21 protein-coding genes, 1 tRNA gene and 1 pseudogene are annotated in these 23,528 nt (G+C 69.3%); 10 read left to right on the top strand and 13 right to left on the bottom strand.

The window, feature by feature from the left end:
• Positions 1–212: 212 nt before the first annotated feature.
• Positions 213–1,031 (top strand): cutinase family protein, encoded by an 819-nt coding sequence (locus tag ACZ4TO_RS27170; protein WP_468025436.1) that lies wholly within the window; start codon positions 213–215, stop codon positions 1,029–1,031.
• A 273-nt stretch (positions 1,032–1,304) separates the two neighbouring features.
• On the opposite strand, the gene ACZ4TO_RS27165 is transcribed toward ACZ4TO_RS27170, so the two are convergent.
• The 6 genes and pseudogenes from ACZ4TO_RS27165 to ACZ4TO_RS27140 form a co-directional block, all read right to left on the bottom strand.
• A complete protein-coding gene (locus ACZ4TO_RS27165; protein WP_468025435.1) occupies positions 1,305–1,763 on the bottom strand; it encodes a hypothetical protein in 459 nt (152 codons plus the stop codon).
• Between the two features lie 9 nt (positions 1,764–1,772).
• A complete protein-coding gene (locus tag ACZ4TO_RS27160; protein WP_468025434.1) occupies positions 1,773–2,252 on the bottom strand; it encodes a hypothetical protein in 480 nt (159 codons plus the stop codon).
• Positions 2,253–2,413: 161 nt separating this feature from the next.
• The gene (locus ACZ4TO_RS27155; RefSeq protein WP_468025433.1) at positions 2,414–2,977 is read right to left on the bottom strand and encodes a site-specific integrase; all 564 of its coding nucleotides are present in this window, start codon (positions 2,975–2,977) and stop codon (positions 2,414–2,416) included.
• A 98-nt stretch (positions 2,978–3,075) separates the two neighbouring features.
• The gene (locus tag ACZ4TO_RS27150) at positions 3,076–3,348 is read right to left on the bottom strand and encodes a hypothetical protein (RefSeq protein WP_468025432.1); all 273 of its coding nucleotides are present in this window, start codon (positions 3,346–3,348) and stop codon (positions 3,076–3,078) included.
• A 230-nt stretch (positions 3,349–3,578) separates the two neighbouring features.
• Positions 3,579–4,286, bottom strand: coding sequence for a DUF3710 domain-containing protein (locus ACZ4TO_RS27145; RefSeq protein WP_468025557.1), 708 nt, complete (start codon positions 4,284–4,286; stop codon positions 3,579–3,581).
• Positions 4,275–5,939 (bottom strand): annotated as a pseudogene (locus ACZ4TO_RS27140) (helix-turn-helix domain-containing protein); the annotation flags it as partial. The gene ACZ4TO_RS27145 and the pseudogene ACZ4TO_RS27140, both read right to left, overlap by 12 nt.
• A gap of 767 nt (positions 5,940–6,706) precedes the next feature.
• Here ACZ4TO_RS27140 and ACZ4TO_RS27135 point away from each other — a divergent pair.
• The 3 genes from ACZ4TO_RS27135 to ACZ4TO_RS27125 all read left to right on the top strand — a co-directional run bounded on the left by ACZ4TO_RS27135 (position 6,707) and on the right by ACZ4TO_RS27125 (position 9,013).
• Positions 6,707–6,782: transfer RNA gene (locus ACZ4TO_RS27135), tRNA-Arg, on the top strand.
• Between the two features lie 105 nt (positions 6,783–6,887).
• Complete coding sequence (locus tag ACZ4TO_RS27130; RefSeq protein ID WP_468025431.1) at positions 6,888–7,394, top strand: hypothetical protein; 507 nt, start codon at positions 6,888–6,890, stop codon at positions 7,392–7,394.
• A gap of 842 nt (positions 7,395–8,236) precedes the next feature.
• Positions 8,237–9,013: a DUF5707 domain-containing protein gene (locus tag ACZ4TO_RS27125; protein ID WP_468025430.1), complete on the top strand. Its 777-nt coding sequence runs from the start codon at positions 8,237–8,239 to the stop codon at positions 9,011–9,013.
• Between the two features lie 18 nt (positions 9,014–9,031).
• Here ACZ4TO_RS27125 and ACZ4TO_RS27120 read toward each other — a convergent pair whose 3' ends face one another.
• Genes ACZ4TO_RS27120 through ACZ4TO_RS27110 form a run of 3 tightly spaced genes read right to left on the bottom strand, consistent with a single transcriptional unit; the run spans position 9,032 to position 13,014 of the window.
• Positions 9,032–10,300, bottom strand: coding sequence for an acyltransferase family protein (locus ACZ4TO_RS27120; protein ID WP_385042444.1), 1,269 nt, complete (start codon positions 10,298–10,300; stop codon positions 9,032–9,034).
• Positions 10,297–12,471 carry a glycosyltransferase gene (locus tag ACZ4TO_RS27115; protein ID WP_382791440.1) on the bottom strand — a complete coding sequence of 725 codons (2,175 nt, stop codon included), beginning with the start codon at positions 12,469–12,471 and terminating at the stop codon, positions 10,297–10,299. Before ACZ4TO_RS27115 ends, ACZ4TO_RS27120 begins: the two co-directional genes overlap by 4 nt.
• A 24-nt stretch (positions 12,472–12,495) precedes the next feature.
• A complete protein-coding gene (locus ACZ4TO_RS27110) occupies positions 12,496–13,014 on the bottom strand; it encodes a hypothetical protein (protein WP_382791437.1) in 519 nt (172 codons plus the stop codon).
• A 255-nt stretch (positions 13,015–13,269) separates the two neighbouring features.
• Between ACZ4TO_RS27110 and ACZ4TO_RS27105 the strand changes: the two genes are divergently transcribed.
• Both ACZ4TO_RS27105 and ACZ4TO_RS27100 read left to right on the top strand, forming a co-directional pair.
• Positions 13,270–14,286 (top strand): glycoside hydrolase family 26 protein, encoded by a 1,017-nt coding sequence (locus tag ACZ4TO_RS27105; RefSeq protein ID WP_468025429.1) that lies wholly within the window; start codon positions 13,270–13,272, stop codon positions 14,284–14,286.
• A gap of 111 nt (positions 14,287–14,397) precedes the next feature.
• Positions 14,398–16,296, top strand: a complete 1,899-nt coding sequence (locus ACZ4TO_RS27100; RefSeq protein ID WP_468025428.1) for an outer membrane protein assembly factor BamB family protein — start codon at positions 14,398–14,400, stop codon at positions 16,294–16,296.
• Here ACZ4TO_RS27100 and ACZ4TO_RS27095 read toward each other — a convergent pair.
• The 4 genes from ACZ4TO_RS27095 to ACZ4TO_RS27080 all read right to left on the bottom strand — a co-directional run bounded on the left by ACZ4TO_RS27095 (position 16,293) and on the right by ACZ4TO_RS27080 (position 19,736).
• Positions 16,293–16,829 (bottom strand): GNAT family N-acetyltransferase, encoded by a 537-nt coding sequence (locus tag ACZ4TO_RS27095; protein ID WP_385042439.1) that lies wholly within the window; start codon positions 16,827–16,829, stop codon positions 16,293–16,295. The genes ACZ4TO_RS27100 and ACZ4TO_RS27095 overlap by 4 nt on opposite strands.
• Positions 16,830–16,926: 97 nt before the next feature.
• The gene (locus ACZ4TO_RS27090) at positions 16,927–17,226 is read right to left on the bottom strand and encodes a hypothetical protein (RefSeq protein ID WP_382791424.1); all 300 of its coding nucleotides are present in this window, start codon (positions 17,224–17,226) and stop codon (positions 16,927–16,929) included.
• Between the two features lie 252 nt (positions 17,227–17,478).
• Positions 17,479–18,351, bottom strand: coding sequence for a calcium-binding protein (locus ACZ4TO_RS27085; protein WP_385042438.1), 873 nt, complete (start codon positions 18,349–18,351; stop codon positions 17,479–17,481).
• 152 nt (positions 18,352–18,503) lie between these two features.
• Entirely contained in the window at positions 18,504–19,736 is a 1,233-nt protein-coding gene (locus ACZ4TO_RS27080; RefSeq protein WP_468025427.1) for an MFS transporter, read from the bottom strand.
• Positions 19,737–19,886: 150 nt separating this feature from the next.
• Here ACZ4TO_RS27080 and ACZ4TO_RS27075 point away from each other — a divergent pair, with 150 nt between their 5' ends.
• From ACZ4TO_RS27075 to ACZ4TO_RS27060, 4 genes are all read left to right on the top strand, one after another.
• Complete coding sequence (locus ACZ4TO_RS27075) at positions 19,887–20,933, top strand: ArsR/SmtB family transcription factor (RefSeq protein WP_468025426.1); 1,047 nt, start codon at positions 19,887–19,889, stop codon at positions 20,931–20,933.
• 9 nt (positions 20,934–20,942) lie between these two features.
• Positions 20,943–21,449, top strand: coding sequence for a glutathione peroxidase (locus tag ACZ4TO_RS27070; RefSeq protein ID WP_382791412.1), 507 nt, complete (start codon positions 20,943–20,945; stop codon positions 21,447–21,449).
• Between the two features lie 89 nt (positions 21,450–21,538).
• On the top strand, positions 21,539–22,387 hold the full coding sequence (locus ACZ4TO_RS27065) for a MerR family transcriptional regulator (protein WP_468025425.1): 849 nt from the start codon (positions 21,539–21,541) through the stop codon (positions 22,385–22,387).
• A gap of 168 nt (positions 22,388–22,555) precedes the next feature.
• Positions 22,556–23,521 (top strand): alpha/beta fold hydrolase, encoded by a 966-nt coding sequence (locus ACZ4TO_RS27060; protein ID WP_468025424.1) that lies wholly within the window; start codon positions 22,556–22,558, stop codon positions 23,519–23,521.
• The last annotated feature ends 7 nt before the right edge of the window (positions 23,522–23,528 follow it).

Below are 23,528 nucleotides of genomic sequence, written 5' to 3'. Positions count from 1 at the left end.
CGAGCCCGTCGCACTCGACCGCCTCACCGAGCCCGTCGCACTCGACCGCCTCACCGAGCCCGTCGCACTCGACCGCCTCACCGAGCCCGTCGCACTCGACCGCCTCACCGAGCCCGTCGCACTCGCATACGACGCCGACGGTACCCAGCATCCGCCCGACGCCTCAGCAGCCCTCTCAGCCGAAACAGCCTGCGGTCCCCTGCGCGGACTGGATGTTCATCGGCGTGAAGGGCGTGGGCGACGCGAAGCCAGCTTTCGGTGCATTCGACAAGGTCGCCGGTGAGATGCGCCGTCTCGCACCGCTTCGTGGCTTCAACCGCGTTGACGTTGAGTACGTCGACTACACACCTTCAGCTGCTGCCGTGTTCCAGAGCCCGGAGGTCAACAAAGCGGTGGCGGACGCCTATGCGGGAAAGATGCCCAAGGGTGCTCTACCCGCCGACCTGCTCAAGACAGAAAAAGAGGGCGTCGCCAGGACTATCGCCCAGCTCAAAGCTCAGGCGAGTCGGTGCCCAAGTCAGCGTTTTGTCCTCGCAGGCTACTCCGAGGGAGCCTGGGTTTTGGGCGACGCGTTGGCCGATCCGCAGCTGAACTCGATTCACGACCGGATCGACGCAGTGCAACTGTTTGGCGATCCGATGTTTGATCCCGATTCGCCTGCATCGAAGCGCCCGAAGGAGCTGGCCGACCAGAACGGGCCCGAAGCAGGGCCTCTCAACACAGAGGGCGTCGCCGCCTACACACTGGGAAAACGCAAGCCCTACCTGCCAAAGGACTTGGAATCCCGATCTCAGTCCTACTGCTACAACGTGTCGGTGGGGAAGACGGTCCTGGCTGCAGACCCCGTGTGCTCGACGCCCAAGGAAGGGGTTCTTCCCCCCTCCACCTGGGCGGCCCAGATGGACAACTGCTCCTCTTCGGCGCCTATCCTGTGTACCCACGGGTACTACGCCGGGGGGTACGCGTCTGAGTACCTTGGGATTCTGCCTGCATTGCAGGCGGCACGCACAGCCGGATCAGGAAGCCAGTGATCTAGCCCACTGAAGGCGGAACGATCAGAGAAGACACCATCGGGGCAGTTTCGCTACGCGGACTGCCCCACCGGTTTGTTTAGCTGGAACCCCCGCCAGCAAGGAAGACTGCGCACGCCTGGACGACGTGAGTGTCGGCAAACGATCGGTTCCCGAACACCACTCAGCCGGGTGGTCTTCACCAGCTTCGAGCGTTCGGGAACCATGCCCAAGAACGAAGTCGCGACGCGAGCGGGCTCACCCGCGCGGGCTCCAGACCTCCAATGTGCGAGGTCAGCGTCGGCGACTGGCCCCTCGGTTGCCGGCTCTTGTCAGATCTCGGGCCCGGCTCACTAGATCATCAGCAAGACTCTGATCAACAAGTGGCGGAAGACCGTCCTCGGTGCTGCAGCAGGACGGTTTCGACCGCTCGCCCTGCGGAGGACGCTCCAGGCCTGCCAGCTCATAGAGGAGCGTGTACACGTCGTTGTGCGGGTCGTTATCGTCGTGGGGTCCGACGATAACGATGGTTGCTTCGTCCTTAGCGGTGAAGGCCACAACCACTCGCAGGGCCCGGACCAGGTGTTTTACGCAGAGATGCTCTACTACATCCCCGGTAAGCCTGTAGCCGAGGGCCTTACAGCCCTGGCTGCTCAGCTCCCTCAGGAACTGGTCGTATGCAGCTCGGTGCATCCGTCGCAGGCCTGCGACCTGCCGTTTTGCGAGTGGTGTGACAGAGACTGTGACAGACACCAACGCAGCTTAGTGGGCCTGCGCTGCCTCTTCCTCGTCTTTGGTCAATGCTGGTTCGACCTGCCCCTTGCGTAGCTGCTGAAGGCTGGTCTTCAGGTCTTCTCGGTCGAGTAGAGCTGCATCTTGCAGGCGGTTCCAGACGGCATTGATGAGGTCTCTATTGCGGCCCACAGACCGCAGCTCTCTCACCAGGTGGAACACACGATGGAGCTGTATCGGGTCCAATCGCTGGGGGTGTTCGCTCACCAGGGAGAGCACCCCCTCAGCAACCCACGTCCTGACGGTGCGATCACTCAGGGCCAGCAACGATGCTGCGATCTTCAGACGAACCGGCTCGGCAGTGCAGAGTGCAGCCTCAGCGACGCTACGAAGCTCCGACGCTTCGTCCGGTTCCTGGGACTCGATCCGTTCAGCTACGGCCTCGACCCGCTCCACCCGGTCAAAGAGCGCTCTGACCTGCTCTTCTTCTCGTTCCAGCGTTTGCGTCATGGCTGCCTCCTCTCAGCGTCTTACTTCAAAGTATCCGAGCTTATTTAGAAGACGCAATGGGAGAAGCGATACGTAACGCAAAACGTTGCCCTACTTCAGGCCCGTTGTCCCACACAGTCCCGCAGTCGCAGGACCCGCTGATCTCGGCGGATTCGCCCGGACTACAGCACGCCGAGCAGGGCGTTGTCCTCCCACTGGTCGACGACTTCGAGGTAGCCGGCGAGGACCTTGGAGTGGGGGCCCAGCCGCCCTGTTTGGCAATGACGATCTGGTCGTGGCCCTTCAGGCGGGAGGACGTGGCGAGTCCGCGCCGCGGGCTGTGACCGGTGAGGCGAACCTAGATCCCCGGCGCGCTCGCCGGCGCGGGTGACGATGTCGCCGATGGACTCGGGCTGCAGTCCGCTGTCCATGACGCTATGCCAGCGGTTGTGCAGGCGGCGCCAGGCGTAGCCGTCCGGGTCGGTGAGGCCAGCGGCCTCCTTCCATGCCTGCCAGGCGCGGACCGGGCAGATCGAGGGCCGGGATCCGTAGGGGACCGGGACGACGCGGGGGCGGACCTTGGAGACGCGCAGGTCGGCCTGGATGCCAGCGGGGGTGTCGGTGTAGTCGCGGACCCGGTTGAAGGCGAGTTCGTGCTCGCGGCCAGCGACGGCGAAGTGCATGAGCACCAGGGCACGGTCGCGGATGCCCCTGAGGTTGTCCGGGCAGGCGGCGCTGATCTTCACCAGGTGCTCGACGAGCGGTGGCGGGGCCTGGCCCCGGTCACGGTCTCAGCGTTCTCCTCCATCTCTTTCACCAGTTGCTTGAGCCGGTTGCGGGCGAGTCAGGCGACGCCGTCCTCCAGTCGCACGCCGTGCTCGGCGCGGGCGGACACCACGGTGCCGGAGATTCGCCGGTCGATGGTCGACGGCGCGGTGCACGTCCCATTCCTCCCGCCGGGCTGGGTCCACAGCCACTCGACGAACATCACCAGGGTGCCCGGGGTGACGGCGAGCAGCGGCACCCCGCAGGCGGCGCAGAACTTCGTCCAGCTCGCCCGGTCCTGGGCGTAGGCGTCGCGGGTGGACTCCGGGCGGCCGTCGGCGACGGTGCGCACCGCTTGGTGGTCGATGTGCTCCAGCGCGGCCCGGGTCGCGGCGTCGTACGCCTCCGGCCGGGCCGGCGGGGCCGGAATGACGACTTTTCAACCGACTCCTGACCATCCGACACAACACGCCCCATTCACCGGATTTACGCGCTTCCATGGACTCCAGACATGGGGAGCATTTATCCGGAGTCCATGCCGCATCCCGGGGACAGGCCACAGAAGCCTGCGAGTTGACCTCATCATGCAGTGTCGGCAGCGGGCGGAACGGACTGCTGGTCCAGAGCAGTGTCCTCACTCGCCGCCTCTGCCCAATCCGGCATGGTGAGCGTCAGGGGTGTGCGGGGAGCCAAGGCCGTTTGGCCCCGTACGACGACGGTGTCCCGAAAGGCCGCCTCCACCGGAGCGGCGGCCGCCGGTTGCACCGCGGCCTGCCCGGAGATCACACCTCGCAGGAACCAGCGCGGTCCGTCCGCGCCGACGAAACGCACGATCTGCACGCCCTCCCGGCCGTCCGGGAGCTGCACGGGCACCTGGGCCCTCAACTCCTGGCCGAGTCGGCCCGCGACCTCATCGACGACACCGCCCTGGGCACGTATGCCGGTTGCGATCTCGGAGCGCACTTCGTCCCAGATGCCTTCGGACCTCGGTGCCGCGAAGGCCTGCAGTTGAATCGCGCTCTCCCGTAGAACAACGGTCGCTGCAACAATGTCCTCACCTGCTACTTCAAGCCGCAACTCCATGCCCTCGACCCCCGGTACGTAGAGCCTGCCCAGGTCGATCCTGCCGCTGTCGGCATTCTTGACATCGCTCACGTCCCACGGGCCAGCTGGTGCTGCTTCGCGCGGGATTCGCTCGGCCTCGTGCAAGGACGCCACCGGAGTTGAGGCGGGGGGCCCGCTGCGTTGGGCGGCGTACTGCTCCAACAGCGGCTTGGGGTCGAGGCCGATCGCACGCGCGAGAGTACGGATGTGGCCTCGCGCATAGACGTCGCCGCCGCAGGGGGTGAAGTCGTCCTGCTCAATCGCATGCACGATGGGTACGCGCACCCGGGTGGCGGCGCTGATCTCCTCGACGGTTAGTCCCGACTTCGCCCGCGCCTGAGAAAGGGAGCGGCCGATGGACCGTTCCTCGCTGGAGGATGACTGAGGCGGCGTGTCGACGATGGTCCATCGTCGCTTGACGCGGACGCGCTTGAGGTACTCCGGCAGAACCGTCTTGTCGTCGACGATCGCTTCCTGCAAGCGCACGGCGCTCAGACCGACCACGCCGCGAAGATTCGCCCCGGAAAGGCGGGTACCGCGTAGTTCCGCGCCGAGAAGATCAGCGCCCTGCACGTCGGCCCTCGTCAGATCGGCCCCCGTCAGATCGACCCTCTTCAACACCGCGCCTCGGAGTGTTGCTCCAGCCAGTGGTGCCGAGGAAAGGTTGGTGTAGGCAAGGTTCGCGCCGGTCAGGTCGACCGGGGTGCGCTTGTGGTGAGGCCGCTTCTGGATCGCTTGCAGTGCGGCGTAAACGGCTTGATCGGGCATGGCGTGCTGGTCCGCGGGCCGAGTGCGGCGCACATGCGCACACAGCACACTGACGATATCCGGTGCAGTGTGTGGCAGTTCTCGCATGAGGGAGGCCAGGTTCGCCACCGCGTCCAACCGCTCCCCGGCGTCGTGGGCGCGTAACCGACGGGCTTCGGCTGCCACCAGTAGTTCCACGGGCGGCACGATGGGCGTTGCGTGGTTGGCAACGCCCTGGCCGGCAGCGCCGGCAGTAGGAATTTCCTCCACTATGCCTGGGTCATCCAGGCCCGAATACTCGCCAGCTCCGATCGGTGCAGTCAGATTCCGCAGCACTTCTTCAAGGGTCTGTTCCAGGGACTCGCGGCGCTCCCGTTCCTCGCGGAGCTGGCGTTCCTGCTCGTCGATGAGCTGTTGGCGCTCGTCCTCGGCGCGTATCTGCATGATGCGGAGCTGCTCGCGGAGGTGCTCGCACGCTTGCCGGGCCTCATCCCGATCCTGCTCCGCCTGCCGCAGGTCGTCGATGATCTCGGTGATGTGCTCGTTGAGCGAGTTCCGGGCCCTGTCATAAGCAACTCGTTGGTCTGTCAGGCGCTGCTGCAACTCACTGCGCTCCGCGGCGTCGCGTACAGCGACTTCCTCCAAGGCGCCACGTTGCCGGTCAAGCACATCGCGTTCGTTCCGGGTTTCGCGTAGATCCTGCTTCAGGCGGTGGATGAGGCCTTCGGCCCTCTGGTGCTTCCAGTACGAGGCCTTGAGCTCTTCCTGCAGCTCGAAGACCTGGTACTCGTACGGCCGAGTGGTACGGATGCATTCGAAGTACAGACGCCGGGTGCTCGTCTGGGCTTCGTCCGTCACCGGGTGCCCCGTCCTGCCTTCCAGCGCGGCGAACACCTTGTCAAGAAAGTCTGCTTTCGGGCGCCGCTCCCCGGAGAGGAAACGCGAGATCGTGCCTCGGCTGTAGCCGACTGCGTCGGCGAAGGACTGCAGCGACGTCCAGCTGCTGTGCTGGTACAGCTCTCGCAGACGCACCACGAAGGACAGGTCAGGCTCGGCCACGTCGTCCTTGACCGGCCCCAACTCCGGCTGCATGTGCTCTTCGCCGTTCATGATCCCCCCTGTGGCGTTGCGCGAAGGGCAATGGTCCCACTGGACATTGCCCCTAGTGGTGCGGCTTCCGGCAACGGGTCAGGCCACTTGAAGCTGAGGGTGTCGCCTTACACGCTGCCCTGGTCGGTCCGGGGGGAAGGATGCCTTCTACAGTGATGACCGCTTTTCTCACCGCCGCGGCCGCCCTATCCAAGGGACGCCAGCGTCCCCTGGTGATCGCCTTGTGCCTTCTCCCCCTGCTGATGGTTACGGTGTGCTGCATTCCGGCCTTGATCGTCTTGCCGTTCTGGTCCACGGGGCATGCCCGTGCCACCGAGATACTCCAACAGCTCAAGGAGTGGTCCCTCCACTTGAGCGGGAGCGACCGGGCAGGCTGATGCTCCGTCACTCCTCGATCCGGGTAGCAGTCCGCTGTGACTGTTACCGCTCTGGCCTGAGGGAGTTTGGACGGCCACAGGGAGCGTTCAGCGTCACCGCTATAGGTACAACTGTGATTCCGCCAGACCTTACCGCTGCTTCGCGGGCCGTCAGGCAGCGACCAGGGAGCTGACGGTGAGGCCCAGCCGTACACTTTGTCCGCCCTGATGGCGACTCCTGCGGACCATCCGCCTGACGGATGTGATGTCTGTCCGGAGATCAGCAAGGTACCGATCGGAACCCCTGAGGTAGCCGTGCTTCTAGCCGTGAACCACAGGCGAAACCTGCACTCCCAGGCATTTCCGATGTCATCATGAAGACGAAAGACGCAGGTAGGAGCCAGTGGCTACAGGCTCTGTTGCTCTCCTAAAGCGGGTGTCGCAGGTTCGAATCCTGCCGGGGGCACCATGCCTGAACAGGCACGATGTATCAAAAGGCCCCGGACCGATCATGGTCCGGGGCCTTTGACATCCAGTTCTGACGTCAACGGGGACGGGACGGAGCGGATCCGGCATGACAAGAGACGAGGCTCTCGACCGGTTGAGGCAACTGGCGCGGGCTCAGGCATTCGGACAGCACGTCGGCTCGGACCGCCTCATCCAGGCCGGCCTCGACGCGCTCCTGGCCGACGTCGATGCCCCGTCGCTTGCCCTTCTCGCCGGCCTGGGCCGTCGTGAGGAGCACGAGGCACGGGAGCTGTTCGATCACGTCGTGGACGAGCTGGAGCTGGGATGCGAGGTGCCGACGGACCCCGTCGCCGCCAGGTGGGCCTTGGCCTATTGGCTGGCCGCTCAGATCGTCGACGGCTCCTTGGACCCGGCGACCGGTGCCAACCTCATATGGGTCGAAGCAGCGTCAGAACTCGGCTATCCCGATCGCCTGCAACCGATCGTCCACTGTGCCAGTGAGCTGGACGACTGGAACGCCGATTGGAGCACTCCGCTGGAGCAGCTCAAGGAAGAAGTCGTTGTCGCCGCCCGCGCGCTGATCGAAAGCGGCGGACCCGAGTCCGCTCCCTGAAGACCACGGAGCCCCAGGACTGTCACGTCCTGGAGCTCTGCGTCTCAGATAGAGGGGAACGGCGTTGGTCAGCCTGGGCCGGGATGCCTCTCAACAGCTTGTCCATGTGGCTCATGGCCTCGCGCCGGGTGTCCTGCACGACGTGCATGTACACGTCCATGGAACATTCAGCCGGGACGCCGGGTGGGTAGAACGAGACCGACAGCGCCCCTTCATCGACCTGATAAGGATGAGGCCAGATCGCTGCCGGGGGGGCACAGCATGAAGGGCCAGCGCAGGAGGCGTTTCCTCCAAGCCGGCCCTTTGCCGTTTCCCGTGCCGCCCCACTCGCATGTGCCCGTGGACGACATACAGGTTCCCGACTCCCTTGTGGCCCTGCAGTTGGCTGCCTACTCAGCTCGCGTTTCCATGGCTGGCCATGTCCGAGCGAACGGGCCGGTCCGCGACTGGACCGACGGGGCGCGGGTCGAGGCAGCCCGCCTTCAGCAGGCAGTCGAGTCGGCGGAGACCGCCCTTCGGGAAGCCTTCGAAGCGAGTGACCTGCTGCGCGTCCACAGCAGGCACGCCCTGCGTAGATCGCTCAGGAGAGCGGCGGCCCGTCCTGCTCCCCTTTCTTGGTAGGGCGTCCGCCTTCCATCTCCGGGATCGTCGAGCCGATCGGCAACCGCGCGGCCGTGGGCCTCACGGCGTGCGGCGGAAGACGTGACATCGGCCGTCTGCTGGGGCAGAGGTACCGATTGCCCTTGCTTTGCCTGGAGTTGACGGGCTGCGGCCTACACTCGGCTCGCCCGTCGGTGATCGTCACCGGCCGCCCCCATCCCCGTTCGCCTCCAGGGAGCCTCATGCGCACGTCCACCGTGTTCACCGCCGTCGGCGCGCTCGCTCTCACCGCGTCGATCGCGCCCGTCGCCCACGCGACCGTGAGCGGCAACCCTGACATCAAGGTCCTGAGTGCGCAGATCAATGGCGGCAAGGACATAGTGATCGGCACCACCACCAAGGCGATATCGGCCACGGTGACGGCGACCGCTCCGTCCGGCATCAAGGACGCGTCGCTGGTGCTCTTCCACGGGACCGATCTGGACACCGACCGCTACGACGGCGTCCTCAATCAGACCTCGGACCACGCCACCTGCCAGAAGGTCGACGCCACTACCTCCACGTGCAAGCTCGCGATCAACGGCAACCCGACCTTGCTGAAGAACGCGACGGCGGGGACGTGGAAGACCTACATCGCGGTCGTCGCCAAGGACGGGAGCTGGGCAGCCGTCGACCCGTACTCCAGCGTCCGCGTCCAGCGGCGGTCCGTTCTGACGGTGAACGCGTCACCGGAGCCGGTCGCCAAGGGCAGGACGATCACGGTCGCCGGCAAGCTGAGCCGCGCGAGCTGGTGGGACGACCTCGCGTACCACGGCTATGCCGCCCAGCCCGTCAGGCTCCAGTTCCGCAAGGCGGGCACGACGGCCTACACCACCGTGAAGACGATCCGCGGCGACTCCTCCGGCAACCTGAGGACGACCGTGAAGGCCTCCGCGGACGGCTACTGGCGCTACAGCTTCGCGGGCACGACGACCACCCCGGCGGTCAACGCCGCCGGGGACTACGTCGACGTCCACTGAGCGAAAGCTACGCAGCCTCTACCGGCCCCTGCGACGCCCCTTGGAGCGGCGGGGATACGGGAACAGACGCGGGCGGCGCTTGGCGGCCACGTCCTCCATCCAGCCGAACAGCACGATCGCCAGGCAGATCAGCGGGACGGCGAGGAACAGCGGGGTCCACTGGCTCGCCAGGAGCCACTGGGCGTGGTCGTAGAAGAAGGAGTTGCTCCACAGCGGGTCGATCAGCGGCTCGGTCACCACCAGGGCGAAGGAATGCCACAGGTAGACCGTGACCGCGCGGGAGTTGAGCAGGGTGATCACGCCGTTGAACCGCTCCAGCGGCTTGGGCCACTGTTCCCAGGACGGGCTCAGGTGCAGCAGCAGCATCACCGCGCCGAAGGACCAGATCGCCTGGGCGACCGGCACCGCCTCCAGGTCGGCCCCGAGGCGGGGGTCGTCCACCGGCGCCCGCATCAGCCACCAGAAGCCGAACATGAGCACCAGCGGCGCGATGGACGGCACGACGTACTGCGGGATCTTGCGGAGCAGTCCCTCCTGGTGGGCCATGCCGAGCAGCCAGCAGGAACCGAAGGTGGTGAAGTCGGTGGCGGCTTCCATCAGCCGGCCGGACTGGTCGACCAGGCCGGAGTTGATGAAGAACGCGAGCGCCAGCGGCACCACCAGGGTGACCCAGGGCAGCTTGCGCATGGCCTTGAGCAGGAGCGGCGACAGCAGGACGTACCAGAGGTAGGCGCGCAGGTACCACAGCGGCACACAGATCTGTTCGGCCCAGGAGGCCGGCAGGTGTCCGCCGAAGGTGTGCAGCGTGGCCCCGAACGGAGGCTCGCTGAACGGCAGGATCCAGTAGGCGAGGTCGCCCCACCACCAGTTGGGGTGGTGCAGGTCGGGCCGCCAGCCTTCGAGGAGCATCAGCGGCACCACGACCGCGCCGAACAGCCACATCGGCGGCAGCAGTCGGCGCAGCCGGCCCCGGATCACGCTGAGCGCGGGCCGGTTGAGGGACCGCGCCATCAGCGACCCGGCCAGCGCGAACATGACACCCATGGAGGGGAAGACGATCGGCAGCCAGGTCCAGCTGAAGTTGTGGTAGATCACCACGCGGACCAGGGCGAGGGCCCGCAGCAGGTCGAGGTAGCGGTCACGGCCGGGCTTGCGCGCGGGGGCCGGGGCGGTCTCCTCCTCGGGCCCCGGGCCGCGCTGGGTGGGAATCCCGGCGGGATCCACCCGCAGGGCGACGGTGTCGTACGAGTGCTGGGTGCCGAAGGCACCCCGTTCCGCGGTGTTCATGAAGAGCTGGCCCCCGTTGTGACGTCAAGTCCGACCTCGCCGGTGCGCCGCAGCTTCTGCCAGCGCAGCCGTCCCCCGGTCAGGGCGGTGATCGCGGACTGGAGCAGCACCATGTACATGAGCACCCGGTAGACCACCTGCTGGGCCGGCAGCGTGATCAGATGCCAGGCCTTCTCCTTGTCCAGGTGGAAGGACCACCAGGCGCAGACGGCCTGCAGGGCCATCACGGCGAACCAGGCGGCCAGGGTCCTGTACGCGTCCACGAAGACCACGCCGTAGATCATGCCGATGTCGATGGCGGGCGCGAGGAGCGGTGTGATCACCATGAACAGGGCGACGAACGGCAGGCCCACGCGGCCGAAGTGGCCGGCCGCGCCGCGCTCCAGCACCGAGTGCCGGTGCTTCCACATCGCCTGCATGGTGCCGTAGCTCCAGCGGTACCGCTGCGACCACAACTGCTTCATGCTGACGGGCGCCTCGGTCCAGGCCCGGGCGTTCTCGGCGTAGACGACCTTCCAGCCGGCCCGGTGCAGGGCCATGGTCACGTCGGTGTCCTCGGCGAGCGTGTCGTCGCTCATGCCGCCCGCCTGCTCCAGCGCGGAGCGGCGGAAGCCGCCCACGGCGCCGGGGATGGTCGGCATGCAGTTGAGCACGTCGTACATGCGGCGGTCGAGGTTGAAGCCCATCACGTACTCGATGTGCTGCCAGGCGCCGATCAGCGTGTCGCGGTTGCCGACCTTGGCGTTGCCGGCCACGGCGCCGACGCGCGGGTCGGCGAAGGGCTGGACGAGCTCGCGGACGGTGGACGGCTCGAAGACCGTGTCGCCGTCCATCATGACGATCAGGTCGTACGAGGCGGCGGCCACACCGGTGTTGAGCGCGGCCGGCTTGCCGCTGTTCGGCTGCCGGATCAGCCGGACCATCGGCAGGTCGAGCTCCTCCACGATGGCGGAGGTGTCGTCGCTCGATCCGTCGTCGACCACGATCACTTCGATCGGGTAGTCGCTTCTGGTCAGGGACAGCAGGGTGTTGGTGATGCACTCCTGCTCGTTGTAAGCGGGTACCACCACGGTGACCGGTTCGGTGACCGGGTCACCCCAGGTGAAGCCCTTCTTCCGGGTGCGCCGCACGTGGACGGCCGAGAGCACCAGCATCAGCGCGAACCGCAGCATGACGAGGACGCCGACGACCGCGAGCAGGCCGACGAGCCAGGGCAGCAGGTGCACCGAGAAGGTCGTGCACCACAGGAACGCCTTGCCGAGCCACAGGTTGTAGCTGGAGACCTGGGTGTTGGCGGAGCCGGTGCCGAGCGCCTCGCCGATGGTCTTGAAGGTGTAGCCCCGGGCCTTGAGCTTCTCGATGATGACCGGCAGCGCGGCCAGCGTCTGGGACCGGTTGCCGCCCGCGTCGTGCAGCAGGATCATCTCGCCCTGGCCGGGGAGGTCGGGCATGGCGGACTTGACGATGGCGTCGACGCCGGGGCGCTTCCAGTCGTCGGTGTCCTTGTCGATGAAGGCGGTCAGATACCCCTCGGACCCGGCCTGCTTGGTCACCGGCCAGGACCAGTCGTCCAGCGCGTCCACGGTGGAGGAGTAGGGCGGGCGGAACAGGCTGGTGTGGATGCCGGCGACCCCGGCCAGCGCGAGCTGGGTCTCGCCGAGTTCCCAGGTGAGCCGGGTGCCGGAGTGCAGCGCGAGGTCGGGGTGGGTGAAGGTGTGCAGTCCGATCTCATGGCCGCCGGACACGATCCGGCGGATCAGCGCCGGGTTGCGGGTGACCATCGAGCCGGTGACGAAGAAGTCGGCGCTGATGTCCTCCTTCTCCAGCACCTCGAGGATCTTCGGCGTCCACTGGGCGGACGGTCCGTCGTCGAAGCTGAGGACGACCGTCTTGTCCGGGATCGTGTAGTTGACCGGCTTGTTCTTCTTGTCGCCGCGCGCGTCGACGACCGGGCCGCCCTCCAGCACGCTGGTGGGGACGGTGGCCTTGTCCACCGAGGTGGCGATCTTCTCGTCGTGGAAGACCTCGTTGTTCGCCATGCCCCGCAGCACCATCAGCGCCAGCAGGGTCGCCAGTACGGTCACCGGCAGGAAGAAGCGCAGGGGAGGCGCGGCGAGCCGGCGCGGGCGCGCCAGGGACTGCCGGGGACGTTGGTGACGGGAGCGGGACATCGACTTCCTGGTCTTCGCGTCTGGCTACTGCGCGATGCCGGTGACGGGGTCCGACGCCGCCGTACCGGCCGTCGTCGTCGCGGCATCTGACGCGGTGGTGTCGGGTGTGGTGGCTTGCGCGGGGTCGGTCACGGAGCTCGCGCCCGCCGGATCGGTCACCGGGCTCGTCGCCGTACCGCCGCCCGTACCGGCGCCCGTGGTACCGGCGTCCGCGGTGGCGGTGGCCGTCGCGGTGGCGTCGGGTGCGGTCGCCGTGGGGGTGGCGGCGACCGTGCCGGTGGTGCCCGTCGCGGGCTCGACACCGGGGGCTGCGGGCAGGGGCGCGTTCAGGTACTGGCTGGGCGGCGTGGTGTTCGCCGTGCCCGGGATGGTGAGAGCGGGCGCCTGCGACTGGGTTCCGACCAGCCCGGAGATCATCGCCACCACGCACGCGGCGCAGAGGATGCCCACCAGCCAGCCGAGGCCGCGCAGACGGCGGCCACGCTGACCGCTCTGGTCGACGAAGACGGGAGCCGGCTCGACCTCCGTGGAGGTACTGGTCATCGACAGCCCCGGGCCTTCCTTCGTGCGTGGCGTGACGACTGCCAGTCCGGCGGCGCCGAACTGGCAGTGAGTAGTGCGGAAAAGTGATCCATGTGCGAGGAAAGAGAGATTATTCGACCCGCTCACGTTTCCGTACCAAGATTATTATGAAGATTCGATGAAGGTCACGCGGGTCTCGTAGAGTTCGGTGTGTCGTCGGCGGGTCTCGTAGAGTTCGGCGCACCGCCCGCCCACCGCCTGATCGGACCTTCCCGCATGGCCATACCCCGCAGCCGTCGCGGCCGCCGCCTGACGGCCGCCGCGATCGTCGTGCTCGCGCTCACGTTCCTGGCGGACGCCTGTGGAGGCGCCGGTGGCGGGGGCGAGACCGGCTCGGGCAAGGCCTCGGCCTCGGGCGCGCACTTCGACGTCTCGTCCCTGCTCGATCCGTCCGGCCGCGCGCTGGGCGTCGTCGACGACAAGACGCCCTGGCAGTACGACATCGTCGACACCTTCGCCGAGGAGGCCGGGCGGGCTCCCGACATCCGCGAGTACTACAGCTCCTGGGGCGACGACTTCGACCCGGAGGGCAACGCCTTCCTGTGGAAGCACGGACAGATGCCGATGATGGCGCTGGTGCCCTCCGACACCTCGCTCGCCGACATCGCCGAGGGCCAGGACGACACCTACATCGGCCGGCTGGCGGACCAGATCTCCGCCTACGACGGCCCGCTGGCGCTCTCCTTCGCCGGCGAGATGAACGGCCCCTGGAACTCCTGGGGCCCCGGGGGCGCCAAGCCCGCCGACTTCGTCGCGGCCTGGAAGCACCTGCACGACCTGTTCGCCGACCGGGGTGTCACCAACGTGATCTGGGTGTGGACCCCGCACGTCGTCGACTCGGGCACCACCGCCAAGCTGCGCCCGTACTACCCGGGCGACGCCTACGTCGACTGGGTCGGCCTCATCGGCTACTACGGCCCGATCGACGGCGTCGCCTTCTCCAGCCTCTTCACGCCCACCATGCGTCAGATCGCGGGCTTCTCGGACAAACCGGTGCTGATCGCGGAGACCGGGGTGGCGGAGAGCAGCCGCAAGGAGGCGGACATCGGCGACCTGTTCCAGGGTGCCGCGAAGGCCGGCGTCATCGGGCTCGTCTGGTACGACCAGCGCAAGGACTGGCCGGGCGGCAAGCAGTTGATGGACTGGCGGATCAGCACCTCGACGGGTGCGCGGGCCGCGTTCCAGGTGGAGGCGGCGCGGAACGGCTTCGGCCATCCGTTCACCAAGGGCTGATCCAGCGGCAGCCGGGGGAAGTCGGGCGCAAGCCCTCAAAGAAACGATCTTTATCGTGGCGCATCACCGCGGCAGGCGTACGCGGATGCCCGACCAGGGGAGAGCACGGAGATGACGACGGATTCGTCGCCGGGGCAGGGGGCTTCGCAGGAGGACGACGGCTGGGCCTTCCGGCCCCGCAGGTCGGCCGGCGACTCGCAGTCGTACCGGGAGGAGCAGTCCTTCCGAGAGGAGCAGTCCTTCCGGGCAGAGCAGTCCTTCCGAGAGGAGCGGTCCTTCCGGGAAGAGCAGCCGTACCGGGACCAGGAGCTCTACGCGGAGCCGCAGCCGTACCAGGAACGGCAGTCCTACGGGGCTCAGCAGGCGTATCCGGAGCAGCAGCCCCACCCCGATCAGCAGCCCTACGGGTCACAGAGGGCGTATCCGGAACAGCGGCCCCACGGGACACAGCAGCACTACCAGGGACAGCACCCCTACGCGGAGCCGCAGCAGCAGTCGCAGCCGCAGTCGCAGCGACAGCAGCCCTACCGGGAGCCGCAGCCCCGTCGGGCACGGCAGGCGTACCCGGAGCAGCAGCCCCACCAGGAGCAGCAGGCGCAGCAGGCGCACTGGGAGCGGCAGCGGACGGAGCCGGCCGGATCCTGGGACGACCGGTCGGCCGCCGAGCCGTACGCCGAGTCGTCCGGCACGCGGTGGGACGGCACCATGCCGCTGAAGGTCTCCGAGCCTGTCGAGCCTGTCGCCGCGCAGCCGCGGCCCGACACGGAAGCGGACGGCGAGCGGGCCGCAAAGCCCCGGCGGGTGGGCAGGATCGTGCTCACCCTCGCCGTCCTCGCCGCCGCCGTCGGGACCGCCACCGTCGTGTTCAAGCAGGAGGAGGCCGCCGCCGTCGCCTCGGAGAACCTGACGCAGGTGTGGCAGACCCCGGCGCCCGCCGCCGACGACGCGCTGATCGGCAGCTGGCTCACCGACAAGCTGCTCGTCCGGGCCGGCAGCCGGGGCGGACTGCGGGCCTACGACCTCACCGACGGCGAGCAGAAGTGGCGCGCCAAGCCGTCCGCCGCCGACGCCGGTCACGGCACCGTCCCCTGCGCGATGTCGCCGACGCTCAACGCCCAGGGCATCGGCACGATCGCCTTCGGCACGGACGGCAGCACCTGCACCTGGCTGGCCGGCGTCGAGGCGTCCACCGGCAAGATCCTCTGGTCGATGCCGCTGACCGGTGCCAAGCACCGCAATCCGGCGACCGCCACGACCTACCTCCAGGGGAACGTCGCCACCATCGTGAGCGAGAACTTCCTCGGTGGTGTGGACGTCCGCACCGGCGGCCGCGTCTGGGGCTACAAGGCCCGCGGTCGCTACTGCAACGCCTACGACTGGGGCACCGACGGCATCGTGCTGGTGGACGACTTCTGCCTCGACAAGAAGACCAGGTTCACCCTCACCGCGTACGACGGGAAGACGGGGAAGGTGATCTGGCGGAAGCCCGAGAAGGCGCACTCGGACGTGACGCACGTCCTCTCCGGCTCGCCGCTGATCGCCTCCGTCCACACCGCGCGCCAGGACGCCGTGCGGGTCTTCGACGCCTCCGGGGCCGGCCGCAAGCTGGCCGTCGGCAACGACGAGGTCACCTCCGGCAACGAGACCGGAGCCGACCACTCCGCGCGGCTCTACGGCAAGGTCCTGGTCACCCCGGCCCTGGCCGCGGGCCACCCGGTGATCGACGGCTTCGACACCAGGACCGGCGCCAAGCTCTGGACGTATCGCTCCGCCGTGCTCGCGATCCCCTCGTCCGCGACGGACGGCAAGGTGTACGCCGTCACCATGTCCGGCTCCCCGCAGCTCGTCGCCCTCGACCCGCGCACCGGCCGCAGCACCCCGGTCGCGGGCCTGCCGGCGGGCACCGGCAGGTGGAACTTCACCGCGGGCACGGTGTACGTGACCCCGGACGGCGGCGTGCTGGAACTCAACGCCCTCGGCTCGAACGGCGGGGTCAGGTTCTACCGCTAGGGCGTCTCCCGTCCGGGCGCCGCCCTTTCGCCATCGCGAAGGGTTATCCAGAATCGGTCCTCGCCGCGCACCCGGCCGTCGGGGACACCGCGGTGGGTCCGGATGACGCGGCGTGACGCCTCGTTGTCGGAGGCGCAGGTCAGCAGAACACGATCGAGGCCGAGGTCCCGGCACACCGCCAGGCCGGCCCCGAGCATCGCCGTGGCGTGCCCCTGCCGGCGCCACGGTCCGACCACGTGATAGCCGATGTGCCCGCCCACCTCGGCCAGTTCCGGTGTCAGGCGGTGGCGGACGACGAGCGTGCCCAGATAGTGCTCGCCCGAGACGTACCAGTAGATGGTGGCGGGCACGTCCCAGCGGACGTGCACGCCCCTGCGCTGCTCGACGAAGGCGGCGAAGTCGGCGGACGCCGGACCGAGCCAGTCGGTCGTCCGCCCTTCCGCCAGACAGTCGGCGCGCTCACCGGCCAGATACGAGGCGCGGACCGTCGTGGTGGGCCAGGTGAGCCGGGGCGGTTCGATCAGAGCGGTCATCAGCCCAGTCTCCACGCGACCGGGCACGGGCTCCTCCGGTTTTCCGGGCGAAGGCCCCGGCCGGTCCTGGCCGGGGCCTTCGGGCCGGTCCTCGGGATCAGGCGGCGCCGGTGACGCCGGGGGCGACGAAGCGGCGGTGGAGGGGGCTGAAGGAGGTGTCGGGGGCGCCGGTCATGCCGGCCTTCTGGATCGCGGGGGCGAGGCGTTCGGCGAAGAAGGACTCGAACGCCTCCTGGGACTCCCAGACGTCGGTGACGTGCAGCCCCTGCGCGTCGAACCAGGCCACGTGCATCTGGCCGCCGGCCCCCGGGACCTCCTCCCACTGCACCGCGTCCCGCACGGTGTCGTACTGCTCCGGCGTGGCTTCCGCCCAGTGCATCGACATCACGATGGCCATGTCCCGGTCCCTTGCTGCTCGTAGTGGTGACCCGATTCCCGGTACCAGCAGACACCCGTGCGCCGTCGCCCACATCTCGGCGGCGGCCGAAGGCGGTCCCCTGCCGGGGCCGGGCACCGGGATCGTTCCATCCGGCGAGCCGCGCCGGGCAGAGCGTGCGGAGGCACACCGGCGCCCGCGGAACCCCTCGTACGCTCGTCCCGGGTCCCCCGCTCCGGAGCCTCCCGGATCCCGACCGGTCGCCCGGTCCCGTCAGTTCTGGAAGACCCGGTCGGTGCCCGGGCCGCCGGAGAGGGTGTCCGTGCCGGAGCCTCCGTGGATGAGGTCGTTGCCGCTGTTGCCGTAGATCCTGTCGTTGCCGGAGTCGCCGTAGAGGCGGTCGTTGCCGCGGCCGCCCTGGATGTCGTCGGCGCCCGCGTTGCCGTGGATCGTGTCGTTGCCGTCGTCGCCGAACAGGCTGTTGTCGTAGTCGACGTAGCTGCCGTCGGCCTCGCTGACTCCGCCGCTCAGGACGTCGTTTCCCGTGCCTCCGTGGCAGGTGTAGCCGCAGGAGGTGAGCGTGTCGTTGCCCGCGCCGCCGAAGGCGCCCTCGCCGTAGACGCCGCCGCCCCCGGACAGGTGGTCGTTGCCGTCCTGGCCGTAGAGGACGTCACGGCCGTGGCCGGTGAGGGTGTCGTTGCCGGTCCCGCCGTAGATGCGGGAGTACCCGTTGTTGTCGGGGTCGACCGTCGCGGTGTCGTCGCCGTCCCCGAGGCGGACGATCAGGGTGTCGAGGTCGGAGGCCGAGGTGTTCGGCTCGGTGACCGTGCAGACCGCCTGGGTGGTGTCGCCCGACGCGGGACGGACACAGCCGGCGCCGAGGGAGATCTTCACCGTGTCGTCGAACGTGTAGATGAAGTCGGCGAGTTGGGAGTCGGGGTCGGTCGCGCCGAGCGCCCAGGAGATCTTCAGGTGGTTCGTCTGGCCGGCGGCTGCCGTGTAGTAGAGCTTCTGGCCGGTGGAGGCGGCGGTGGCGCTGGTGGTGGCGGCGCCGGCCGTCGGCGCGACGACCGCCACGGACACGGCGGCCGTGGCGGCGGCCAGCACCAGCATTTTCGGAAGGGCGGCGGTACGGCGACTGAACATGTCTCCCCCTCGGTGGGATTCCGCGGTTCGGCGTCCCTGGCGGCACCGCCGTCCCGGCGTTCCGGGCGCCCGGAACGTACGTGTCCGGACATCCCGTTCGACACCGGCGGAGGAAGGGGGGTTGTGACGCCCGCCGCACAACTTCCTTCGGTTCAGGGAGAGTTCACCTCGGATTGCTGTCCCCTTGGCGTGGACGGCTCCGGGCGTTGGCCCGTCGGGCGCGCCGCGCGGTGACGCAGCAGTCCGGGGGCCAGGGCCAGGGTCACGGCGATCGACGCGGCGGCCATCACCGCCATCGCCGCTGCGGGCGAGGCGAGTTGGGCGATCCCGCCTGCCAGCGCCGCGCTCACGCCCTGCATGGTGAGCATGCCCGCCGTGTGGAGCCCGAGGGCGTGGCCGCTGAGTTCGTCGGGGATGAGCGCCACCAGGCGTTCCTGCTGGATCAGGCTCGCCCCGAAGCCGATCGAGGCGAGCGCGGCGAGGGCGGCCGCCACGGCCACGCCCGGACGCAGCACGAAGAAGAGGTACGGCGTCGCGAGGAGCAGCAGGAACGGGATGCCCAGGCGGGCGCGGACGCGGGGCGGCAGGAGACGTCCGGTCGTCACGTCTCCCACGAACATGCCGAGGGCCGCGAAGGCGAACAGGGCGCCGGCCCGGTTCGGCGCGTACGACACGTACAGCGATTCGCACCCGACGACCAGGCCGTTCGGCACCCAGAGCAGGAGATAGAGGGTGCGGCGCTCCGGGGACGAGAAGAGGCGGGCGTTCGTGCTCCAGGTCCGGGCGACGGACGGGCGGCCCAGGGCGCGCGGCGCACGGGGTGTCAGGCCGAGCCGGGCGGTCAGGGCGGCCGCCAGGTACAGCCCGGCCGCCAGGAGGAGCGTGACGCGCGGGGACAGCAGGGCCACGAGGACGCCACCGGTCGCGTATCCGGTGATCTGGGCGATCCCGCTCATCATGTTGAACACCGAACGCCCCAGCAGATAGCCCTCCTTGGCGAGGATCTCGGTGAGCAGGCCCCACAGGACCCCGCCGCCGAAGGACTGGACGAGACCCAGGAACAGGAGGAGGACGAAGATCGCCCAGATCGGCAGACCGGGCACGGCCATGGCCGCCGTGCCGAGCCCGAACAGCAGCGCGATGCCCGCCACGGTCGCGCGCGGCGGCAGCCGGTCGGCGGCCGAGAGCATGGTGGCCGCGCCGATCATCTGGGCGAGCGAGGGCCCGAACATGCTGAGCGCGCTGAGCAGCGGCGAGTCGGTGGCCCGGTACACGAGGGTGCCGAGGGCCAGACCGCCCACCGTCGAGGCGGCGGTCCGGAAACAGGAGGACAGGAAGAGCGGGGTGAACTCCCGCGTGCGGAAGAGCTCGGAGTAGCTGCGCATGCGCGGAGTCTGCGGGGCCGTACGAGCGGTCGATATTCTTTCGCACAGACGCGAAACGTCAGGGACGCGAAACGTCAGGGGCACGGAACGTCCCGGGGCAGGAGACGTCCGCGGTGGGAGGCGTCAGGGGCTGGGGCGGAAGGGGACGGCGTGGGCTGGTGGCAGGTGAACGCCGACACCCTGGCCGGGAGCCGCTTCGTGCTGTCGCCGCTCGCCGAGACGTTCGCCGCCCTGAGGCTGCTGCACTCGGAGACCGCGGCACACCCCGGTGAACGCGCCTGGCTGGACGCCCGCCTTCCGGCGTACCGCGAACGGCTGGCCGCCGACCCCGTCACCGCGCTCCTCGTGCGCTGCGGGATCGGACAGGCGTGGATCGCCGACTTCCTCACCCCGACCCCCTACGGCGACGAGACCTTCGAGACCGAGGTCGCCCGGGTGCGGGACGTCCCGCCCCACGACGCGCACGGCCATCTGGCCCGCTCGGTGGGCGGCCCGCTGCCCGCCGCCCTCGCGGACCGGGACGATCTGCCCGAGCGGGCCGCCGCGCTGCTCACCGCCGTGTGGGAGGAGTCCGTACGCCCCGACTGGGAACGGCGGCGGCGCGTCCTCGAGGCCGACGTGGTGGCGCGGACGGCCCGTCTCGGCCAGGGCGGCTGGGCGGCGGCGCTGGACGGGCTGCGGCCCGGGACGCGCTGGCTCGGCGGCAACCGGCTCCAGGTCAACCTCCACGAGTACCCGCCCCGCGAGATCTCCGGCGCCCAGCTCGTCTTCGTCCCCGTCACGCCGAAGGCCGGCTGGGTCTCCTGGGAGGGGCACGAGCGCTACGCCCTGGTCTACCCGTGCACGGGCGCGCTGGCCGACGTGGCGGCCGCGGTGGTGCCGGAGAGTCTGGGGGCGCTGCTCGGGACGGCACGGGCCGGGGTCCTGGTCCGTCTCGACTCCCCCCTGTCCACCAGCCAGCTCGTCGCGGTGACCGGGCAGGGGCTCGGGTCGGTCGGCCGCCATCTGCGGGTGCTGCTGGACGCGCGGCTCGTCGAGCGGCGCCGGGCGGGACGGTCGGTGCTGTACTCGCGCACGGCCGCCGGTGAGGTGCTCGTCACAGCGCAGCGCCAGGACCTGTCCGGCGCACGGGAATCGCCGCACGGGACCGGGGAGCCCGGCGGCGGGACCGGCGGAAGCGTCACCTACCGGAGTTAGCATCCGCTTATGACTACTGACAACACCGGTACCTCCGTGCTCGACGTCGAGATCGGCGCCCTCCAGGGGGGCTCCGCCGACCTGTCCCAGTACGCGGGCAAGGCCGTCCTCATCGTGAACGTCGCCTCCAAGTGCGGGCTGACCCCGCAGTACGCCGGTCTGGAGCGGCTCCAGGAGCGCTACGCCGGCCAGGACTTCACCGTCCTCGGCGTGCCCTGCAACCAGTTCCTCGGCCAGGAGCCCGGCAGCTCCGAGGAGATCGCCGAGTTCTGCTCCGCGACCTACGGCGTGACCTTCCCGATGACCGAGAAGGTCGAGGTGAACGGTGACGCGCGGCACGGGCTGTACGAGCGTCTGGTGGGCACCGCCGACGCCGAGGGGCACTCCGGCGACATCCGCTGGAACTTCGAGAAGTTCCTGATCGGTCGCGACGGCACGGTCGTCGGACGCTTCTCGCCGCAGACCGAGCCCGAGGCGGCCGAGCTGGTCTCGGCGGTCGAGAAGGCCATCGGCTGAACCCTGTCCCGCTGTTGACCTTGCCCCTGGGGCAAGGGGGAGCGTCCCTGTCACCGGGCGGAAGGCGCCCGGTGACGGAGGATGACCGAGTGGACAAGGACCTGCTCACCATCGGCGCGTTCGCCTCGCGGGCGCGGCTCTCGGCGAAGGCGCTGCGGCTGTACGACCGGCTGGGGCTGCTGACCCCGGCGTACGTCGACGAGGTCAGCGGCTACCGCTACTACCGGGCCGCGCAGACCGAACGGGCCCGGCTCGTCGCACTCCTGCGCCAGCTCGACATGCCGCTGGCGCGGATCGCGGACGTGGTGGAGGCGCGCGGCACCGAAGCCGCCGGGCTGCTCACCGCGTACTGGGACGGTGCCGAGGCCCGGTTCGCCTCGCAGCGGGCGCTCGCCGACTACCTCCGTGGACGTCTTTCCGGGAGGAGTTCCGAGATGTACGAGAAGTTCGTCGTCGAGACCGCAGAGGTGCCCGAGCAGGTCGTGCTGACCGAGAAGCGGCACGTGCTGGCGCCGGAGCTGCCGGTGTGGATCCCCGGCTCGCTGGGGCGGCTGGAGGAGGGCGCCCGGGAGGCCGGCGGCGTCACGGGGCCGCCGTTCGTCGTGTACCACGCGGAGGTGAGCGTGGAGAGCGACGGCCCGGCGGAGGCGTGCGTGCCGGTCGCCGACGAGGCCGCCGCACGGGCCTGGGCCGAACGGCAGGGCCGGGCCACCGGGGCCGGGGTACGGGTCGAGCCGGCCCGGCGCGTCGCGTTCGTGCGCATCAGCAAGGCGCAGGTCGCCCACCCGCAGATCCTGGCCGCCTTCGAGGCGGTCGAGAGCTGGGTCGGCGAGCACGGACTGACCGTCGACGGACCCTGCCGGGAGATCTACTTCGCCGACTGGGACGCGGCGGGACCGCAGGACCCGGTCTGCGACGTGGCCTTCCCCGTGAAGTGACCTGACGGGACATGCCGGTGGGCGGGGCGGGGCGTTGCACGGCTGCCGCGCCACGCCCACCTTCGTGCGGTGCAGCGCCCACCTTCGTGTGACATTGCGGGCGCCGCACCCGGGAGCCGTGTACGAGTGGGGAGTTTCGGTGGTCTCGTCCCCTCTCGGGAGTTCGCTGTGCCTTCTGTCGCTTCCTCGGTCCCCGTTCTCGCCCCCGCGCAGGGAGGCGAGGCGTCCACGGAAGTGGCGGAGTACCGGCTCACGTGGGAGGGCTACGGGTACACGGCCCGGGTCGCCCGGTACGGCTCCCCCGTCACCGAGCCGCTGCTCGTGCTCGGCGGGTCGGACCAGACGCGGTACTCGTGGACGCGGCACGAGCGCTGGCTCGGGGAGCTCGGAACCGTCGTCACCGTGGACCTGCCCGGATTCGGGGACGCGGACTTCCTGCCCGCCGAGCACGGGATCGACTTCCTGGCCGAGTGCGCGGGCCACATGCTGCGCGGGCTCGGCCTCGGCCCGGTGAACCTGTTCGCGGGCTGCTACGGCGCCGCGGTCGGGCTCCGGCTCGCCCAGCGGTATCCGGAACTGCTGCGCCGGATCGCGGTGCAGGGCATGTCGGACCACATTCCGCGCTGGTTCGCCGAGGCGCTCGTGGGCTGGGTCCGGCTCCTGGAGCAGGGGCGCGTGGAGGAGACCGCCGAGGAGTTCGTACGGTGCTTCGTCCCGCCGCCCGGCGACCGCACCGTACGCAAGCACGCCGCGCTGACCCGGCTGATGTACCAGCAGTTCGCGGCGCAGACCCCGCGCGACGTCGCCGTGACGGTCGAGCGGAACCGGCGGCTGCTGGCCCACGAGTGGTACCGGCGGGCACCCGTCCCCGCCGTCCCGTACCTCGTGTTCACCGGCGAGCACGACACGCTGACCACCCCCGACATGGTCCGCTCGGTGGCGGCGGACCTGCCGGGCGCGTCGTTCACCACGATCGCGGAGTGCGGCCATCTGGCCCATCTCCAGCGGCCCCGGGACTTCTGCGACCTGCTCGTGCGCTTCTTCCGCGACGGACGGCCGGAGGAGGCCGGTCTGCCGTACTGCGGGCCGTTCGAGCGGTTCGAGGACGAGCGGTACCAGGGCGAGCGGTTCTAGGGCACAG

The sequence above is a fragment of the Streptomyces sp. NPDC028298 genome, from assembly GCF_055565895.1.
The sequence above is the reverse complement of the archived record's forward strand: the minus strand, read 5'-3'. Positions and strand labels throughout refer to the sequence as shown.

Bases quoted from the DNA above. Each gene is read 5' to 3' on its own strand.
- ACZ4TO_RS27170 (WP_468025436.1), top strand. From the start codon at position 213: ATGTTCATCGGCGTGAAGGGCGTGGGCGACGCGAAGCCAGCTTTCGGT.
- ACZ4TO_RS27160 (WP_468025434.1), bottom strand. From the start codon at position 2,252: ATGACGCAAACGCTGGAACGAGAAGAAGAGCAGGTCAGAGCGCTCTTT.
- ACZ4TO_RS27130 (WP_468025431.1), top strand. From the start codon at position 6,888: ATGACAAGAGACGAGGCTCTCGACCGGTTGAGGCAACTGGCGCGGGCT.
- ACZ4TO_RS27125 (WP_468025430.1), top strand. From the start codon at position 8,237: ATGCGCACGTCCACCGTGTTCACCGCCGTCGGCGCGCTCGCTCTCACC.
- ACZ4TO_RS27120 (WP_385042444.1), bottom strand. From the start codon at position 10,300: ATGAACACCGCGGAACGGGGTGCCTTCGGCACCCAGCACTCGTACGAC.
- ACZ4TO_RS27115 (WP_382791440.1), bottom strand. From the start codon at position 12,471: ATGTCCCGCTCCCGTCACCAACGTCCCCGGCAGTCCCTGGCGCGCCCG.
- ACZ4TO_RS27110 (WP_382791437.1), bottom strand. From the start codon at position 13,014: ATGACCAGTACCTCCACGGAGGTCGAGCCGGCTCCCGTCTTCGTCGAC.
- ACZ4TO_RS27105 (WP_468025429.1), top strand. From the start codon at position 13,270: ATGGCCATACCCCGCAGCCGTCGCGGCCGCCGCCTGACGGCCGCCGCG.
- ACZ4TO_RS27100 (WP_468025428.1), top strand. From the start codon at position 14,398: ATGACGACGGATTCGTCGCCGGGGCAGGGGGCTTCGCAGGAGGACGAC.
- ACZ4TO_RS27095 (WP_385042439.1), bottom strand. From the start codon at position 16,829: ATGACCGCTCTGATCGAACCGCCCCGGCTCACCTGGCCCACCACGACG.
- ACZ4TO_RS27090 (WP_382791424.1), bottom strand. From the start codon at position 17,226: ATGGCCATCGTGATGTCGATGCACTGGGCGGAAGCCACGCCGGAGCAG.
- ACZ4TO_RS27085 (WP_385042438.1), bottom strand. From the start codon at position 18,351: ATGTTCAGTCGCCGTACCGCCGCCCTTCCGAAAATGCTGGTGCTGGCC.
- ACZ4TO_RS27080 (WP_468025427.1), bottom strand. From the start codon at position 19,736: ATGCGCAGCTACTCCGAGCTCTTCCGCACGCGGGAGTTCACCCCGCTC.
- ACZ4TO_RS27070 (WP_382791412.1), top strand. From the start codon at position 20,943: ATGACTACTGACAACACCGGTACCTCCGTGCTCGACGTCGAGATCGGC.